This is a genomic window from Rhizobium cerradonense, from assembly GCF_030182455.1.
Lineage (GTDB): Bacteria > Pseudomonadota > Alphaproteobacteria > Rhizobiales > Rhizobiaceae > Rhizobium.
The window spans coordinates 1-14456 of sequence record NZ_JAQJCK010000025.1 but is presented as its reverse complement, the minus strand read 5'-3'; the positions used below and the strand labels follow the sequence as shown (position 1 = coordinate 14456).

Annotated in this window: 14 protein-coding genes and 3 pseudogenes; 8 read left to right on the top strand and 9 right to left on the bottom strand. The window is 59.5% G+C overall.

Annotated features, from left to right (window positions below):
* The first annotated feature begins 6 nt into the window (after positions 1-6).
* A pseudogene (gene ligD / locus PH547_RS30350) lies at positions 7-1060 on the top strand (non-homologous end-joining DNA ligase).
* 158 nt (positions 1061-1218) lie between these two features.
* On the opposite strand, the gene PH547_RS30345 reads toward ligD, so the two are convergent.
* Both PH547_RS30345 and PH547_RS30340 read right to left on the bottom strand, forming a co-directional pair.
* A complete protein-coding gene (locus PH547_RS30345) occupies positions 1219-2601 on the bottom strand; it encodes an IS1380 family transposase (RefSeq protein ID WP_184806185.1) in 1383 nt (460 codons plus the stop codon).
* A gap of 93 nt (positions 2602-2694) precedes the next feature.
* Positions 2695-3027 (bottom strand): hypothetical protein, encoded by a 333-nt coding sequence (locus tag PH547_RS30340; protein WP_120764207.1) that lies wholly within the window; start codon positions 3025-3027, stop codon positions 2695-2697.
* Positions 3028-3113: 86 nt separating this feature from the next.
* On the opposite strand from PH547_RS30340, the gene PH547_RS30335 reads away from it, so the two are divergent.
* Positions 3114-3695, top strand: coding sequence for a hypothetical protein (locus tag PH547_RS30335; RefSeq protein ID WP_162949303.1), 582 nt, complete (start codon positions 3114-3116; stop codon positions 3693-3695).
* 136 nt (positions 3696-3831) lie between these two features.
* On the opposite strand, the gene PH547_RS30330 is transcribed toward PH547_RS30335, so the two are convergent.
* The 5 genes from PH547_RS30330 to PH547_RS30310 all read right to left on the bottom strand — a co-directional run bounded on the left by PH547_RS30330 (position 3832) and on the right by PH547_RS30310 (position 7431).
* Entirely contained in the window at positions 3832-4269 is a 438-nt protein-coding gene (locus tag PH547_RS30330) for a hypothetical protein (RefSeq protein ID WP_184806187.1), read from the bottom strand.
* 410 nt (positions 4270-4679) lie between these two features.
* Positions 4680-5120, bottom strand: coding sequence for a type II toxin-antitoxin system VapC family toxin (locus PH547_RS30325; RefSeq protein ID WP_184806191.1), 441 nt, complete (start codon positions 5118-5120; stop codon positions 4680-4682).
* Between the two features lie 2 nt (positions 5121-5122).
* The gene (locus PH547_RS30320) at positions 5123-5713 is read right to left on the bottom strand and encodes a DUF433 domain-containing protein (RefSeq protein ID WP_184806200.1); all 591 of its coding nucleotides are present in this window, start codon (positions 5711-5713) and stop codon (positions 5123-5125) included.
* Between the two features lie 81 nt (positions 5714-5794).
* The gene (locus tag PH547_RS30315; RefSeq protein WP_184806203.1) at positions 5795-7084 is read right to left on the bottom strand and encodes a type II toxin-antitoxin system HipA family toxin; all 1290 of its coding nucleotides are present in this window, start codon (positions 7082-7084) and stop codon (positions 5795-5797) included.
* Complete coding sequence (locus PH547_RS30310) at positions 7084-7431, bottom strand: helix-turn-helix domain-containing protein (RefSeq protein ID WP_184806206.1); 348 nt, start codon at positions 7429-7431, stop codon at positions 7084-7086. Before PH547_RS30310 ends, PH547_RS30315 begins: the two co-directional genes overlap by 1 nt.
* A gap of 252 nt (positions 7432-7683) precedes the next feature.
* Here PH547_RS30310 and PH547_RS33885 point away from each other — a divergent pair.
* The 3 genes and pseudogenes from PH547_RS33885 (at position 7684) to PH547_RS30295 (ending at position 8752) form a co-directional block, all read left to right on the top strand.
* Positions 7684-8338, top strand: a pseudogene (locus PH547_RS33885) (DUF433 domain-containing protein).
* Positions 8335-8475: a hypothetical protein gene (locus tag PH547_RS30300; protein WP_246802375.1), complete on the top strand. Its 141-nt coding sequence runs from the start codon at positions 8335-8337 to the stop codon at positions 8473-8475. The pseudogene PH547_RS33885 and the gene PH547_RS30300 overlap by 4 nt, the downstream one beginning before the upstream one ends.
* Positions 8476-8503: 28 nt before the next feature.
* The gene (locus tag PH547_RS30295) at positions 8504-8752 is read left to right on the top strand and encodes a hypothetical protein (protein ID WP_246802376.1); all 249 of its coding nucleotides are present in this window, start codon (positions 8504-8506) and stop codon (positions 8750-8752) included.
* A gap of 86 nt (positions 8753-8838) precedes the next feature.
* Here PH547_RS30295 and PH547_RS30290 read toward each other — a convergent pair whose 3' ends face one another.
* The gene (locus PH547_RS30290) at positions 8839-9087 is read right to left on the bottom strand and encodes a hypothetical protein (RefSeq protein WP_285170284.1); all 249 of its coding nucleotides are present in this window, start codon (positions 9085-9087) and stop codon (positions 8839-8841) included.
* On the opposite strand from PH547_RS30290, the gene PH547_RS30285 reads away from it, so the two are divergent.
* From PH547_RS30285 to PH547_RS30275, 3 genes and pseudogenes are all read left to right on the top strand, one after another.
* Complete coding sequence (locus PH547_RS30285; RefSeq protein WP_285170283.1) at positions 9005-10591, top strand: MFS transporter; 1587 nt, start codon at positions 9005-9007, stop codon at positions 10589-10591. The genes PH547_RS30290 and PH547_RS30285 overlap by 83 nt on opposite strands.
* A 381-nt stretch (positions 10592-10972) precedes the next feature.
* A complete protein-coding gene (locus PH547_RS30280; RefSeq protein WP_184806213.1) occupies positions 10973-12610 on the top strand; it encodes an MFS transporter in 1638 nt (545 codons plus the stop codon).
* Between the two features lie 125 nt (positions 12611-12735).
* A pseudogene (locus tag PH547_RS30275) lies at positions 12736-12840 on the top strand (helix-turn-helix domain-containing protein); the annotation flags it as partial.
* Between the two features lie 114 nt (positions 12841-12954).
* On the opposite strand, the gene PH547_RS30270 reads toward PH547_RS30275, so the two are convergent.
* Positions 12955-14376 (bottom strand): IS701 family transposase, encoded by a 1422-nt coding sequence (locus PH547_RS30270; RefSeq protein WP_285170278.1) that lies wholly within the window; start codon positions 14374-14376, stop codon positions 12955-12957.
* Positions 14377-14456 lie beyond the last annotated feature (80 nt).

Genomic DNA, 14456 nt, shown 5'->3' with positions numbered 1-14456 from the left:
AGCACCATGTCCAAGCCTCCGCGTTCGAAACCGCTCCTCCAAGACACTGACGGTCCGGCCCGGTCGAAGCCACGGCGTCGTCGCCATCCCGCACAGCCGAACCTTCTGCTCGACCCTATGCCTCGCAGGATCCAACCTTGTCTCGCATTGCTGAAGCCCCGGCCGCCGGAGGGCGAGAATTGGACATACGAGATCAAGTGGGATGGCTATCGTCTCGCAATCCATATCGAGCCGCCGGGCATCAGGATCCTGACGAAGGGCGGCCACGACCGGATCAGTCGTTTTCCGGAAATAGAAAGAGGAGTGCGGGATCTCGGGCAGCGTCTGCGATCATCGACGGGGAGGCGGTCATGTATGACGAGCTGGGCCGATCCGATTTCAGTCTCCTTCAATCATCGCTTGGCGGCCGAGCCGGGAAGCAGGTTTCGAACGCGCAGTTCATGACCTTTGACCTACTCTATCTCGACGGACATAACCTCACCGAGACCGAGCTCCGCGTGCGCTGTCATCTCCTCGAGGAGCTGATCGCTGGCAACGAAATAGCTGCCATCAAATTCTCGGAATCCTTCGACGCGTCCGGAGCCGATATCATCCGGGCGGCGTGCGAACACGGACTCGAGGGCATCATCGCGAAGAAGCTCGACAGCGTCTATCGCTCCGGCCGACTTGGCGACTGGATCAAGGTCAAGTGCATCGCCTCGGAAAGCTTATCGTCGGCTGCGAGCGATCGACGGGAGCCAGCTTCCGTTCCCTCATGTTGGGCGCGTATCGCGGCGACCAGGTGGTCTACGTCGGATCGGTCGGGACGGGCTTCAAAGAGCGTCAGGCTGCGCAGCTTCAGGCGACAATGGACAAGCTGCCGTGGAAACGAAAACAGCCTCGTGTCCTCTACTCCGGAAAGCGCGATGTCGCATGGATCCAGCCGACGCTCATTGCGGAGATCGAATATCTTGGGTGGACTAGCGACGAGAAGCTGAGGCACGCCAGCTTCAAGGGACTGCGCGAGATCCAAGACAACGCGGGGGTCTATCGTCTCGATATTTATTTACACGCCCGTTAGCCCGCATTTCTCACAGCGTCTTCGGTTAGTATTGGCGCTGTGGTCTGTCGCAGCGCTCGATGCCGCGGACGCGAGCGGTCACTGCCGCAGTGATGCGGCGTTTTTTGGCCGGGGCTGTATCCTGTGTCGTTGGCGGGAAGGGTTCGGGTCCGGCGGCATCATCGGGCCGCAGTGCCTATTCGGGCATGGGCCAGGGCAAATTCCGCGGCATAGGGACAGGCCGAGGCAATCGCCACCTTGATGCGACGAACCGAGACGCGGACCTGTGCGCCGATCTTCAGGAGCTTCAGGCGGATCGTGCCGCAGGTCGCCTCGGCAAGCCGGGTGTGGGCGAGCCCGAGGCGGCGTAGCGCGCAGAGCAGCACATAGGCCAACGAGGCGAACCACAGCCGTAGCTGATTGGCGCGCATGGTGTGGGCGCTGGTGCGGTCGGCGTAGAGATCGAGTTGGCATTCCTTGATCCGATTCTCCATGTCGCCGCGGGCGCAGTAGAGGTCCTCGTAAAGCGCCCGTGCCGCCCAATGATCGAGCTTGAGCGAGGTGACGATGAAGCGCGGATTGGCGCCTTGCGTGGTCCATTCGGCCTTGGCGACGACGCGCCGGCGGCGCGCCCAGCTGCCTTTCGTCGCCCACATGAAGTCGTGGAAGACACGCGCCGCCTGACCGGTTTCGCCGGCGGCGCGGCAAGCTTTCGCCAGGCTTCCGGCGATCTTCCTTTCCAGCCGCTTGTTGCGGGCCAGGCCGAAGATATAGTCGACGCCGTTTTCCTCGCACCAGGCCATCAGTTCCTCGCGGGCAAAACCGGAATCGGCGCGCAGGATGATGCGGACCTTCGGCCTGCGCGCACGGATCTGCTTGACGATCCGCTCGATCTCCTCGACCGCGCCGGCGCTGGCATCGATGTTGGAGCGCCGCAGCTTGGCCGCCAGCAGATGCCGGCCGCAGAAGATGTAGAGCGGCAGATAGCAATAGCCGTCATAATAGCCGTGGAAGAACCGCCCTTCCTGATTGCCGTGCAGCGGATCGTCGGTGGCGTCGAGATCGAGCACGATTTCGTTCGGCGGCCCGTCGTGGGCGTCCAGGAACACGTCCACAAACAGCGATTCCAGCGCGCCTTGGTCATACGCGATCTTGTGATAGCGCGTCGGTGCGTCGGGGCGGCCATGCTCCAGCCGGTTCAATGTGGATTTGCCGGCAAGCACCGCGCAGTCTTGCCGCTTCGGCATCAGCCGCTCCGACAACAGTGCGAGCACCGGGTCCTGGCGCAGCGTGTCGTGGTCGTCGACATCCTCGTAGCCCAGCGCGATTGCCGCAATGCGCTGGCCGATCAGCGTGCGCACGCTGTGGACCGTGCACTTGCGATCGCGGCCATCGACGAAGCAGGCGGCCACCCGGTCGAACAACCCGATGGCCCCGTCGACGTGGCGAAGCAGCAGCGCACCGGCATCCGAGGTGATCGCGCCGCCGTCGAAACCGGCGACCACTTTGTGGCCGTCGAAGCCTTCAAATTCGAACTGTGCGGAGATACAGTGTGTTTGCATCGGGCCTCCTTAATAAATCTGGTAAGCCTTTGTAGCAAAAGCAGTTTCTCAGATTCTCAGGCTCGATGCACCTCTTACTTTGAGATATTCGGGTTAGAGGGACGGATCCTTGTGCTTTGGCCGCTGTTGATATCCTAAGTGGTCTTTGTTGCCATCGGGAATGAGACGTAAAATGACCCCAACCGCAAGGATTCCGATAGACAGCCAGAAAGCCTTTGGGTCGTAGGCTGTCGCGCCAAAGGTGTTGGCGGCGTTGCTCACCATGCCGCAGGCTCCGCCAAGCGTGTAGATGCACTCGCTAGGCAGACTCCCACGAGCACCAAGGAACTCGGAGACCTGTGTGTAAAATGAATACCACCAGAAGACGGAACCAACGACCCCGACCCCGCCGACTACGACAAACAGATTTGAAAGAGTTTTCGACATTCGCCCCCCGATGTCATCGCACAACCTTGGCGACGATAGCGTGTTACTGCGCAAGTGCAACTCGGATTTGTTTGGGACGACAGCAATTGACAGCGAAAGCGTGTTCTAGTTTCGTTCTCGACATGAGGCACCGCAAGGGCATCCAACTGGTGAGAAGCGAGGACGACGTGCAATACACCGCGCCGGAGCCGCCAGGCACGGGCCATCCATACCGAATAGAGGTCTGGGACGACCCGCCTGAATCCGGCGGCTCTATCGTTGAAGTCATCGCCTCCTCGACGAGCTTTCCGGTCTCGGTCGCCGCGCTGAAGGCCGCTATCCGGGAGCGCCCCGGCAAATACATCGTCCACATGAACGGAAGGCATCGCATGAGCTGCGAGCTCGCGCCCGATCCTCCGGCTCCATTGTCGCCGCCTCGCACAAAGATCGGGCCAGATCCGTATCCGGAGATTCTCAAAGACCAGAAGTGGACATTCGCGAACCTCCCGGAATGGAACACGCTCGCGATTCGCTGTAGGAGCTGTGACCGCGTTGCCCCTGTCGACCGATGGGAGATCGCGCGGAAACATGGCAAGCAGACGGTCATCGCCAACTTGCTGCCGAAGCTCCGCTGCGAGTGCGGGGTGAAAGGCGACTGCGAATGGAAGTCGGGCAGGCTTCCTCGGTAGCGTCCCCGCTCTTACAGGTTCTTAAGAATCGCAGGCGAAGGAGTTCCCGGCATTTTATCCGACCAGAGTTGCGGCGGCACCTCGAATGCCTTTTCTCCGCTTCCAGGCACCGCTGGCCGAACCTCGAATCGAGCGATCACGTGATCGTTTTCGTCAAGCAGGGCGGCCATGAAGGGCGGCTTCTTGCCTTTATCGCCGAACCGCGCATAGCCTCGCAAGCTTCCTCCTTCATTTCGCCGATATCGTCCCCGGTCAGCGGGATATCCTTGTATTTGGTATCCCCGAACTCCGCTCGATAAATTTTCATCAGATTCCCTCCGTTCGGATAAACATATGTACCAGACGGAATTTCGGTCGCAATGGCGGTCGAAGACGCGCTTGGGGCGAGCGCCGAAAAGTCATTAGGGCGGATTAATTTGCGGACCTCCGGCGGATAGCAGTTTCCTCCACCGATGTAGTCTCTGAACGTCGCGCGAGCTTGCGCGTTCGTTAGGACAAAGAAGGTTGGCGACATCGTTCTCAGGTCGAGTTCGATGAAGATGAAGTCAGCAACGCCCTTTGTCTCCATGTCCATAGGCCACCGCGTGATCTCTGTCGGCCGCCTGAGGAACTGCCGTGTCTTTACTTCGACTGACCGTAGCTGTCCGTCTGTTACGACCATCACATCGTGGCCGGGTGCGCCTTCCGGACTCATGTATGCGGCAAGCCCCAGAGTATTGAGCTTCGCTAAGTCAACAGCTCGCCCAGCGTACCTGCTTGTTGAGATGAGAGTTTATCCAGGGCCATCGCTCCTCAGTAACGAAGCAAAAGAGATGCTTCACTTACATCGCCAGCTCTTTTAGCATCAACAGCCGATTTTCAGACACGCCCACCAGCCTCCGATCCGTTCGTCCGCACAAAGTCGGATTCATGGCAAGTTCCATAATAGAACTTATCTGATTTTTTCTAACTACATGAAATTGCTGCATAATGGATGGACGAAGTTCATCGTGCAATATTTCGGGAGTCTTTGGTCGCCTTCTTAAACGGATCCATGATTGTGACGCCGCGCTCCTGAAAATCAGCGACGTTGCGGGTGACGATGACCAGACCATTCACCAGCGCCGTCGCGGCTAATCCTGTGTCGTCAATGTTCTTGTCGGAGTGTCCGAGCATCTGCCCCCAGCGGCGAGCGACAGCTTCATCGACAGGAAGGATACGGCCATCGTAGGCTGCGAAGATGGCATCGGCCGCCTTGGCGATCTCGTTAGCCACAGCGTCGTCGGTTTTCCGCTTTTTTCCGATGCCTTTCGAGATCTCTCGGACCGAGATCACGCTGATCGCGAGATCGGTATCGTCAACCGTATCGAGCCAAGCCGCCACATTTTCGTGCGGCACGGGTCGACCTATCTCTTTCAGAACATTGGTATCGAGCAGATATTTCAAGCTCAATCATCCAGCGCACTAAGATCGGCGGCTCGCATGGCGGCCTTTGCCGTTTTCTTCGGATATGGCCTGCCTGCCTTCGGATGCGCCTCCACATAGACTCGCGCTGCAACGATCTGTTGTTCCTTCAGAGAGGGATAGTCGCGCATGACATCTTTGACAGTCGCGCCGGCGTCGAGGAGAGCGGCGATCCGATGCGCCTCGATTTGCGTTCCCCGGATTAGCGGTTCCTTGCCGGATAGGTCGATTTGAGCACTGAGCTTGTCGAGTTCCTTCAGCTTACGCTCGACGAAGACCAAGTGCTGACCAATGTCGTAACGCTGTTTACCGAACACGACCTCCTTCGCGAGACCGCGTTTGAGAGAGCTTCGCAACGCCTCGTAGAATTCGGACTGGCTCTTGGGTGTCAGCGCTTGTTTGAGTTCGTCATAGGCATGGAGAAACACCAGCTCGGCTTGACCGAATTGCCTAATATTCCGACCGCCTCGCTTCACGAGTTGCGGCTTGATCGGCGCGCGCTCGACAACCTTTTTGAAAGTGTCTAGAGGCGCACCAACCACAAAAGCCGCTTGTGCCGTTGTCAGATGTTCCATCCTATTGCCCTTTCTAATTCACCTCCAAACATAGGGGCGAATTAGAGAGAGTGCAAGGCCCGGACCGACGTGAGCCAAAGACTACGATTGACGCCGCACTTCGTCCACCAGGGTCAGAGTCCCGAGGCGATCAAGAAGCTGGCTTGCTTTCTTTTCACCGAGCAGTTCAGGTGCCATTGTCGGCCAATGCTCCAGCGCAAGCCTGACTGTCGCCACGACCTCGCGTGTGATCAGCTTCGCGTCCAGACGAAGAAAACTCGCGACCCTCTCAAAGCGATGCAGGTTCACGCTTTCGAAGCTGTGGGTTTTGATGAACCTCAGCGCCATAGTGTCGGACGGCATGTAAAGAACGGTCGGGACGATATCGTAGGCCGGCGACAAACGGATTTCGCCAGGTGCCGGGAAACGGAAAGACCAGTTCTTGAGATGGTTGTCGCCATTTCCTAAAAGCACGTCTGCAACGACCCTGCGGATAGCTTCCAATATGTCATCACGATGGTCGGTGCTGAAGCGGCGCACCATGTTGATGATGGTCTCGGTCGTCGCCATCGTATATTTTCGATCGCCTATCGCTCCCAGAATTTGGGCCGCGTCTTCGATGTGGATGCGACGATCATCGTCGGCACGGTCGAAGCGATCGACGACGAGAACGCGCTCACCATGAGCCAACAGTTCCGCAGGGACGCCGTTGATAGCGGTGCTGGAGACAAGCCGGCAGTTTGCTGTTCGCACGCCGATCGTCCTTGCCATCTGCATGGCCGCATGTTCAGCTTCCGGCAGCCCTGGGTATCGCTCGCTTGCCACCTTGATGATGCAGCGGCCGGTGTTACCGCGACCGGGAACCGTCAATCTGTCGCCCTCGACGTTGGCGGTGAACTTGAGCTGCACACCAGCGAGCGAGAATTTGACCGCGCCGTCGGGCAGCGCGACATCCACGCCATGTACCTTTTCGATGGTGATTGGCCCAGCTGACGCTGGGATCGCGGTTTCCGGTACGACGAGGATTGCGCCAGGGAGATCGCCACCAAGGCGGGTCAGGACGTCGAACTCGTCGTGATCGCCAGGCCCCATTTCGTTCAACACGAGATCCCTGAGGGCGCCCTCGGGAAGCAATCCTGAAAACCATGGGGGCAATGTGCCGTGAAGCCCAATTTTGTCGCCACGTCGCGCCAGACGATTGCGTGTGCCCTCGTCATCGTCAGGATCGAACCAACCCAGGCTGAAAATTGGCCGCCTTGCATCTCGCAAAAACGTTTCCGCAATGACAAACGCGACCGCGCCGTCACTATCGCGCGTCAGGGTCCCTACCCTAACCTTCCCGAGTGTCTGATCGAGAAGATGGACGCCGAGGATCGCCGATGATTTCGTCATTACGGTTCCCCATTGTCGTCTTCATCGAGATCGATGAAAAGTTCCTCAAATGCGCTCACCGCCGTACCTTTATTCAGCTGGTCCCCAGCATCGCCAATCAGCTGCCTTACTTCCCCGATCCGGGACTTTGGCAGCAGGACCGGCACAAGGTCGAGGGCATCGCAGATTTCGGCAAACAGCGTCAGTCGGTCCCTACCCCGACGATCGGTCGCGAGGTCGCGTTCGAGTTCCGATATTCGCGCCCGGTCCCGGCCGAGCCTTGTCGCAAGTGCAGGCTGGCTGAGACCGCGTTGTTTACGAGCGGCCAGCAGTTGCTCGCCAAGGGTGTTGAAAATCGTAGTGCCCATGCGGAATATCGCTCATCTACTGGCGGGTGTCCGGAATTTCGTACGGCCCTAAGATAAAGGAGAATGCGGAATTCCGCAACAGGACACCATAAGGAGCGAAATGGCGCATGGAGCTCGCCGCTGGCCTAAGCGGTTGCGCCAAGTCTGCTCCGACGTTTCAGCATTCGATGTAACGCTGGCGCAGCGTTCCCTCGATATAACCGCAGCAAATTATATATTCCGACACACCGGAAGAATTAACAGGAGGCCCACATGCCCGCAGTTGCGGAAATGCTGAAGCGAGCGAGGCTGCCGTTGTCTCGCGCGTGAGCCTGCGCGACGTCAATCGCGTTATCGACGAGCACATCTTGCCGGAAGCGTTCGTCTCCCTCGACAACGGGCGTCATGTCCTGGCCGGAGCCTGTTCGCTCATCGCCTTTTACTTCGAAAGCGCCCGCCGCCTCACCTCGGAAGAACGCCTATTTACTATCCGGACGGCAGAGGCCCGGCTCGCAAGAGCCCGCACCCTCCCGTGGTCCCCCCCTATTGCGTGAAGACTGGACCGTGCACCACAGAGTTTCTGACGATCGATCTCATGCCCTTTATGAGGGGCGCGAGCGAGCGGCTGGACGACCTTGCCGCGGCGCGAGAAGCCGTGACATCATCGCCCGACATCCTTGGCGGGACGGCCGTCATTCGAGGCACCCGCATTCCGGTCTACGATATTGCCGCGTCCGTGGCCGCAGGCCATTCAACGGAGCGCATTCTCGAAACCTGGCCTAGCCTGGACAGAGAGAAGATCAGGCTCGCGACGATCTACGCGGAAGCTAACCCTTTGCGTGGGCGGCCGCGTGTCCTGGGAGATCTTCCCGAAGGAACGGTCATCGTGACAGATCGTCGCGTCCCCCGTCGTAGGAAGGCTGGATGAAGTTTCTGATTGATGAGTGCCTCAGTCCTGAACTGGCTAAGATGGCGCTGGAAAAAGGTTATGGTGAAACGAGCCATGTCGTCTGGATGAAAACTGGGTGGCCTGAAAGACTGGGAGCTCAAACCGATCATTCTTGAGGGCGACTGGACGTTCGTCACGAATAACTTGGTCGACTTCCGCGGGCCCAAAGACAAGCCCGAGACGAATGGGCAATATGCCGACGTTGCCATCCATGCCGGGCTGATCTGCCTAAATGGCCCGTCCGGTATGGACCTCGAGATGCAGATCGAGCTGTTCGAACAGGCTTTGGCCGAACTCGACGACGACGATGATTTCGTCAATCGTGTGTTGGAAATTTCCCTCAACGATGAGGAGGAACTGCGCGTGCTCCGGTACGCACTTCCGAAGGAATAATCGTTCAGGAAGGAAAAACGGCATACAGGCTCAATAATAAGCCAGCAACGTGCTAGAACTAATCGGACTGGCTGATACACTCCCGCTCAACGCAGGGTTCCTGCGCCAAGAACCTCGATAACGCCGGAATTCGTATCCGAGTTGCGGATAGTCTGTGGCGTCACCGTGTCGATGCGAAGCTCAGAGCCATCAAGAATGCAGATCGAAGACGTCACCGCGCGCGGCCCAACCACCCTTGATCCGCTACGCAGTATAGCATTCCGTTCGATCTGGAGTTCCACGCAAGTCGCCAACCTGGGATGGCTGGTGCAAACCGTCGCGATCAGTTGGCTCATGGCGACGATCTCCGCTTCGGATCTGATGGTCGCGCTTGTGCAGGCTTCAACGACGCTTCCGGCATTCATACTCTCCATTCCCGCCGGAGCGATCGCCGACACCTATAGCCGCCGATTGGTCATGATCACCGGGCTCTCATTGATTGCGCTCGCTTCCATCGTACTGGCGATTGCTGCCGCCTTCGGCTTCGTCAGTCCCTGGCTCATTCTAGGTCTGGGATTTATCGCAGGCTGCGGCTTTGCGCTGAATGACCCCGCTTGGCATGCCTCCGTGGGCGATATCCTCAACAAGCGAGATATTCCGGCTGCGGTGACGCTTATGTCGGTCGGATACAACATGACGCGCAGCGTTGGACCGGCTTTGGGCGGGGCCATTCTCGCGTTCCTCGGTCCGTTGGCGGCCTTTCTCTTTGCCGCCTGCAGCAACTTAGCGCCTCTCGGCGCGGTGTTGCGCAACAAGTGGCACGTCCGCAAGTCTCCGCTGCCTGCAGAGCGAATTTCAACAGCAATCCATGACGGAATGCGGTTCACGGCGCTTTCTTCCGACATCCGGGCGGCGATCATACGTGCCACCCTCTTCGGCCTTGCCGCTATTGCCATACTTGCCCTTCTGCCGCTTGTCGCCCGCGATCGTTTGGCCGGCGGCCCAATCATCTACGGCATACTGTTTGCTGGTTTCGGAACAGGCGCTTGCATCGCCGGGCTGACCAACCGGCTCTTAAGGAGATTGATTCCTCAGGAATGGCTGATGGCGATCGCTTCCATCGCTTGCGCGTTTTGTTGCATCTCACTTGCCCTCACCTCCTCAGTACCTTTGGCGACACTTGCGCTTGTCATCGGAGGCGCCGGCTGGGTCATCACCTGGACCGGGTTCGACGTCTGGGTGCAATTGGCAAGTCCGCGCTGGGTCGTCGGCCGTACGCTCTCTATCTATTACGCATTCCTCTCCGGCGGCATGGCAGCCGGCAGCTGGATCTGGGGCACCGTCGCCCAGACCTATTCGCTTGCATCTTCTCTCGAACTTGCCGCAGCGGCCCTGTTACTCGTCGCCGCATCAGGGTTCGTCCTGCCGGTGCATCTGGCGGCCGAGGCAGATCAGCAGGGCTCGGTTTATCCGGCGCCAGCTGTGGCGCTTGATCTGAAGCCCCGAAGCGGCCCGATTGCAGCGAGGACGGAATATGCCATAGACGACAGCGACCTGGACATCTTCCTCGATCACATGCGCACTCGAAGATACGCCCTGGCCCGGGCAGGCGCACGTGACTGGACGCTCCAGCGAAATCTTCGAAAGCCTTCCCGTTGGACAGAAACATTCCGCACGCCGACCTGGATGGATTTCCTGCGTTTGCATCATCGTCTCTCCCCGTCGGATCAGGAAGTCGTACAGCTTCTCGCCGCTTTGCATATGAGTGACAAGCCTCCGGAAACTGATCTTGTGATTGAGCGCACAACAGACGCGCGACGGACCCGGAGCCAACCGGTCGCGCGCTTTTCGCGTCCATGAGGTGATCTTGCGATGAGGCCATTTATCGAGCAGCGGCAACGGTCCCATAATGGCGTCGGCCAGAAACAAAACCTCACGGTTCAGACTGTGGAGACTAGCCGCAAGCCGAACACAGCTCCTGGCCTGGGAGTGGCATCAACCCCTGCCATCCAGGTTCGCTCGGCTGTCGTCGATCCCTGCTCGACGACAGCCGCTTTTCCCTCGGTTTTCGATTCCGGCCTTGCCGCCACGCGTCGAAACCTGGCCCGCGAACTCTTGGACAAAGCGTCGACTGGGCAGGCGACAAATGATGGCAGACCGAAGTACGACTCCTTTCCCTCATCGCCGAATGGCGCCCGTCAAGCACGGCCGAAGTGACCCGCCCGAAAGAGACTGAATGACATGCCTTCAATAGAAGAGACAGCATCCATAGGGTTATTGGCGCCACTGAAGAATTCGACTTTCCGTTCGATTTTCTTCGCGTCGCAGCTTTCGAGCCTGGGCTGGCTGATGCAGACGGTAGCGCTCAGCTGGCTCATGGCCACGGTTTCGACGTCCGATGTCATGGTTGCCCTCGTTCAGGCCTCATCCACGCTGCCAGCCTTTTTTCTTGCGATCTTCGTTGGCGCGATCGCCGACAACTACAGCAGGCGCATGGTCATGATCGTCGGTCGCAGCCTGATGATGGCGGCCTCGGCGATGCTGACGATCCTCATGGCCTTCGGCATCACCGATCCATGGATGATCCTGGCGTTCAGTTTCCTTGACGGCTGCGGTATCGCACTCAGCGATCCTGCCTGGCGCGCTTCGCTTGGCGATATGCTGGAGCGCCGCCATCTGCCGTCGGCCGTGACACTTCTTAACGTCGGCTTCAACACGGTCCGTAGCGTTGGTCCCGCCCTCGGCGGCATCATCGTTGCTGTATTCGGGCCGCTCGTCACATTCGCGCTCACCACCCTCGGCTTCGTCGCGCCCCTCACCGCCCTGTGGCGAAACACGTGGACCGTGAAAGCGTCGCCCCTCCCCCGGGAAGCGCTTATGACGGCCATCTATGATGGCCTGCGCTTCACCGCGATATCCTCCGAAATCAAGGCGACCATTGTCCGCGGGACGCTCTTCGGGCTGACCGGAACCTCAATGCTGGCGCTCCTGCCGCTCGTCGCGAGAGACCTTTTGAAGGGCGGGCCGATCGACTACGGTATTCTCATGGGGGGCTTTGGCGCCGGCGCGCTGGTCGCGGGGCTCGTGAACCCACCACTCAGGCGCGCGGTCACGCAGGAGCTGCTGATCGTTCTGGCATGCGTCGCGTGTGCGGCATGTGCCATCTCACTTGCTCTGACGTCCTCCCTTATCATCGCAACAGTCTGCCTTGCCTTCGGGGGCGCAGGCTGGGTGACAGGATGGTCGGGGTTCGGCGTCAATGTGCAGTTGGCAAGCCCACGTTGGGTCGTGGGTCGCACGATTTCCATCTACAGCGCCTTCACCTATGGGGGGATTGCCGGGGGCAGTTGGCTCTGGGGAATTATCGCGGAAAATCATTCCCTCTCCCTGTCCCTGGCATGTTCTGCTGCGTCCTCCTTGGTTGTTGCGGCACTTGGGCTCAAGCTCCCGATCAGCAACCGCCTGGAGTCGGAGCTCGAAGCCTCCGGCGCTTTCGATGCGCCTGTGCCGGCACTTGATCTGAAGCCGCGAAGTGGCCCGATCCTGGTCACGACAGAATACGCTGTGGCGGACGAGAATGCTGACCTTTTTCTTGAAATCATGCGCAGGCGTCGGCTGGTTCAAAGCCGCGTCGGTGCACGCCAGTGGACACTCACGCGCGACGTTCAGCAGCCTTCGCGATGGCTCGAGAGCTTCCGGACGCCGACCTGGACGGATTACCATCGCCTTCATCACCGCCTCAACGAAGCGGACAAGCGCCTGGACGACGAGCTCAAAGCGTTGAGCGTGGCGTACGATCTCCCGCGAACAACCATTCTGGTGGAGCGCCCGACGGCTGCGCGCAAGTCCGCGCCCGTGCCATACGTTTCGCAGAAGTAGGGATGTCAGCAGACATCTTCCCAACGGGGTTTATATTGGTGGCCATTCTTCTTTGGAAAGCTTCGAGCGTCACCGGAAAACCGCTCTCCAGTTTCTTGTTGCTGGTTACGCCACAGCTTGTTGTTGTGCACTATTCGCAATTGACCCTCGCCGATCGGCGGCGCCTGCATCATTTAGTCGAGCGCAAGGTGCCGATCAACGAGATGGCACGTAAGCTCGGCCGTCACCGATGTCCTCACATCGCCGCCGCGCATCCATCAGCTCCAAATCGCCACAAAGCGAGTGAATCACGACAAGGGCCTATGCGCCAGGGCCTTTTTCAACGGCCTGTTAATCTTACTGCGTCACAAATTTGTGGATTTTATCGATCCTTCATCCGGGAGCAGCATGGACATCGCTGGAGGTTGCGACTGAGTGCGACGGTCAAGTGCCTTCGGATTGTGGCGATCGAATTCGACACGTGTCGCTCGGGTCGGATCGGGGGCTCCGCGGGGTCGATAACCCTGGGGAAGGCCAGATTGCGGGCGGTTTTTGGTTTCGGGCGGCGCTGAGGGGGGAATCGTCTCCCTTTGGGAGATGAGGAATCCGTAAGCGGCAATGCAGAGGCTTGCATGATGATGGAAGCCGCGCCAACCGCGTCCCTCATAGTGGCCGAGCCCGAGTTCCTGTTTGAGTTCCTGATAGTCGCGCTCGATGCGCCAGCGCAGCTTGGCGGTGCTGACGAGCTTTGCGAGCGAAGCGGCGGCCGGGAGAGTGGAGAGCCAGTATTTGAGTGGTTCGGCATCACCCTCGGGCCATTCGATCAGCAGCCATTCCTCGGCGCGGGGCTCGGTCAATTTGTAATCCCTGGACGCGGGCCTGACGCGCACGGCGGCGAAGCGAGAGTTGAGGTCAGTGTTGGTTCCTTCCCGCCAGCCGATGATCTGCCAGGCATCTTGCGGCAGTTCCTGCGCCAACGCCTTGGCCGATATCGGGCTGTGCTCGGGGCTGCGGCGCATCAGCGAGGTTGGCCGCCCCTTTCCGCGCCAGGGCTCGGGTGGCAATGGTCCCTCGCCGGGTCGCCAGACGCTGAGTGTCGGCTGCACGCCCACGACATAGTCGAGGCCGAGTGCCGACAGGCCGGCGCGGAATGCGCCGTCCACGCCATAGCCGGCATCGGCCAACACCACACCGGGCGCCACTCCGGCTGCCTGGGCGGCTCGGATCTGCTCCAGCGCGATGGCCGGTTTGGTCTGGAATGCGACGCTGTCAGGGATCTTCGCCTTGCGCCGCCGCTCGGCATCGTCGGCCCAGATCTCGGGTAGATACAGCCGGTAGGCAATCGGCAAGCTCGCTGCGACGTTGGCGATCGACAAGCTGACCGCGACTTGGCAGTTGTCCTGCTTGCCGAGTTGGCCACAATACCGCGCCACCCCGACCGAATGCCTGCCCTTCTTGGGAAAGCCGGTGTCATCTACAATCCACGCCTCGATCGGCCCATGTCGCTCGATCAGCGGCAGCACCAAATCGCCAATCCGCCGCAGAAGCGCCTCGTCCGACCACGGCGCCTGACCGACGAAATGCAGTAACGACTGATGCTTGGACGAAACCCTCGCCGGTGCCGTTACCGCTGCCAGAGGCTCGACACTCTTGCGCTCCACCGGCAGCATGAGGCCAAGGCAGTAATCCTTCAGCGGCTCTGCCCGATCGGCATGGCCGATCACATCGACAAGCCTCTCGACATAATCCGCAAAGTCTGATTCACTTCTTCCGCTCAGGCCATTCATCTCAGCTTGCTCCTGCTGACCACGAATCGCCACGCTAGCACATCATCGCAAACCGCGAATCTCCCGTTTTTTGTGACTCA

Bases quoted from the DNA above. Each gene is read 5' to 3' on its own strand.
- PH547_RS30300 (WP_246802375.1), top strand. From the start codon at position 8,335: ATGAAGTTTCTGATTGATGAGTGCCTCAGTCCTGAACTGGCTAAGATG.
- PH547_RS30315 (WP_184806203.1), bottom strand. From the start codon at position 7,084: ATGACGAAATCATCGGCGATCCTCGGCGTCCATCTTCTCGATCAGACA.
- PH547_RS30270 (WP_285170278.1), bottom strand. From the start codon at position 14,376: ATGAATGGCCTGAGCGGAAGAAGTGAATCAGACTTTGCGGATTATGTC.
- PH547_RS30320 (WP_184806200.1), bottom strand. From the start codon at position 5,713: ATGGAACATCTGACAACGGCACAAGCGGCTTTTGTGGTTGGTGCGCCT.
- PH547_RS30280 (WP_184806213.1), top strand. From the start codon at position 10,973: ATGCCTTCAATAGAAGAGACAGCATCCATAGGGTTATTGGCGCCACTG.
- PH547_RS30290 (WP_285170284.1), bottom strand. From the start codon at position 9,087: ATGAGCCAACTGATCGCGACGGTTTGCACCAGCCATCCCAGGTTGGCG.
- PH547_RS30330 (WP_184806187.1), bottom strand. From the start codon at position 4,269: ATGGACATGGAGACAAAGGGCGTTGCTGACTTCATCTTCATCGAACTC.
- PH547_RS30340 (WP_120764207.1), bottom strand. From the start codon at position 3,027: ATGTCGAAAACTCTTTCAAATCTGTTTGTCGTAGTCGGCGGGGTCGGG.
- PH547_RS30345 (WP_184806185.1), bottom strand. From the start codon at position 2,601: ATGCAAACACACTGTATCTCCGCACAGTTCGAATTTGAAGGCTTCGAC.
- PH547_RS30310 (WP_184806206.1), bottom strand. From the start codon at position 7,431: ATGGGCACTACGATTTTCAACACCCTTGGCGAGCAACTGCTGGCCGCT.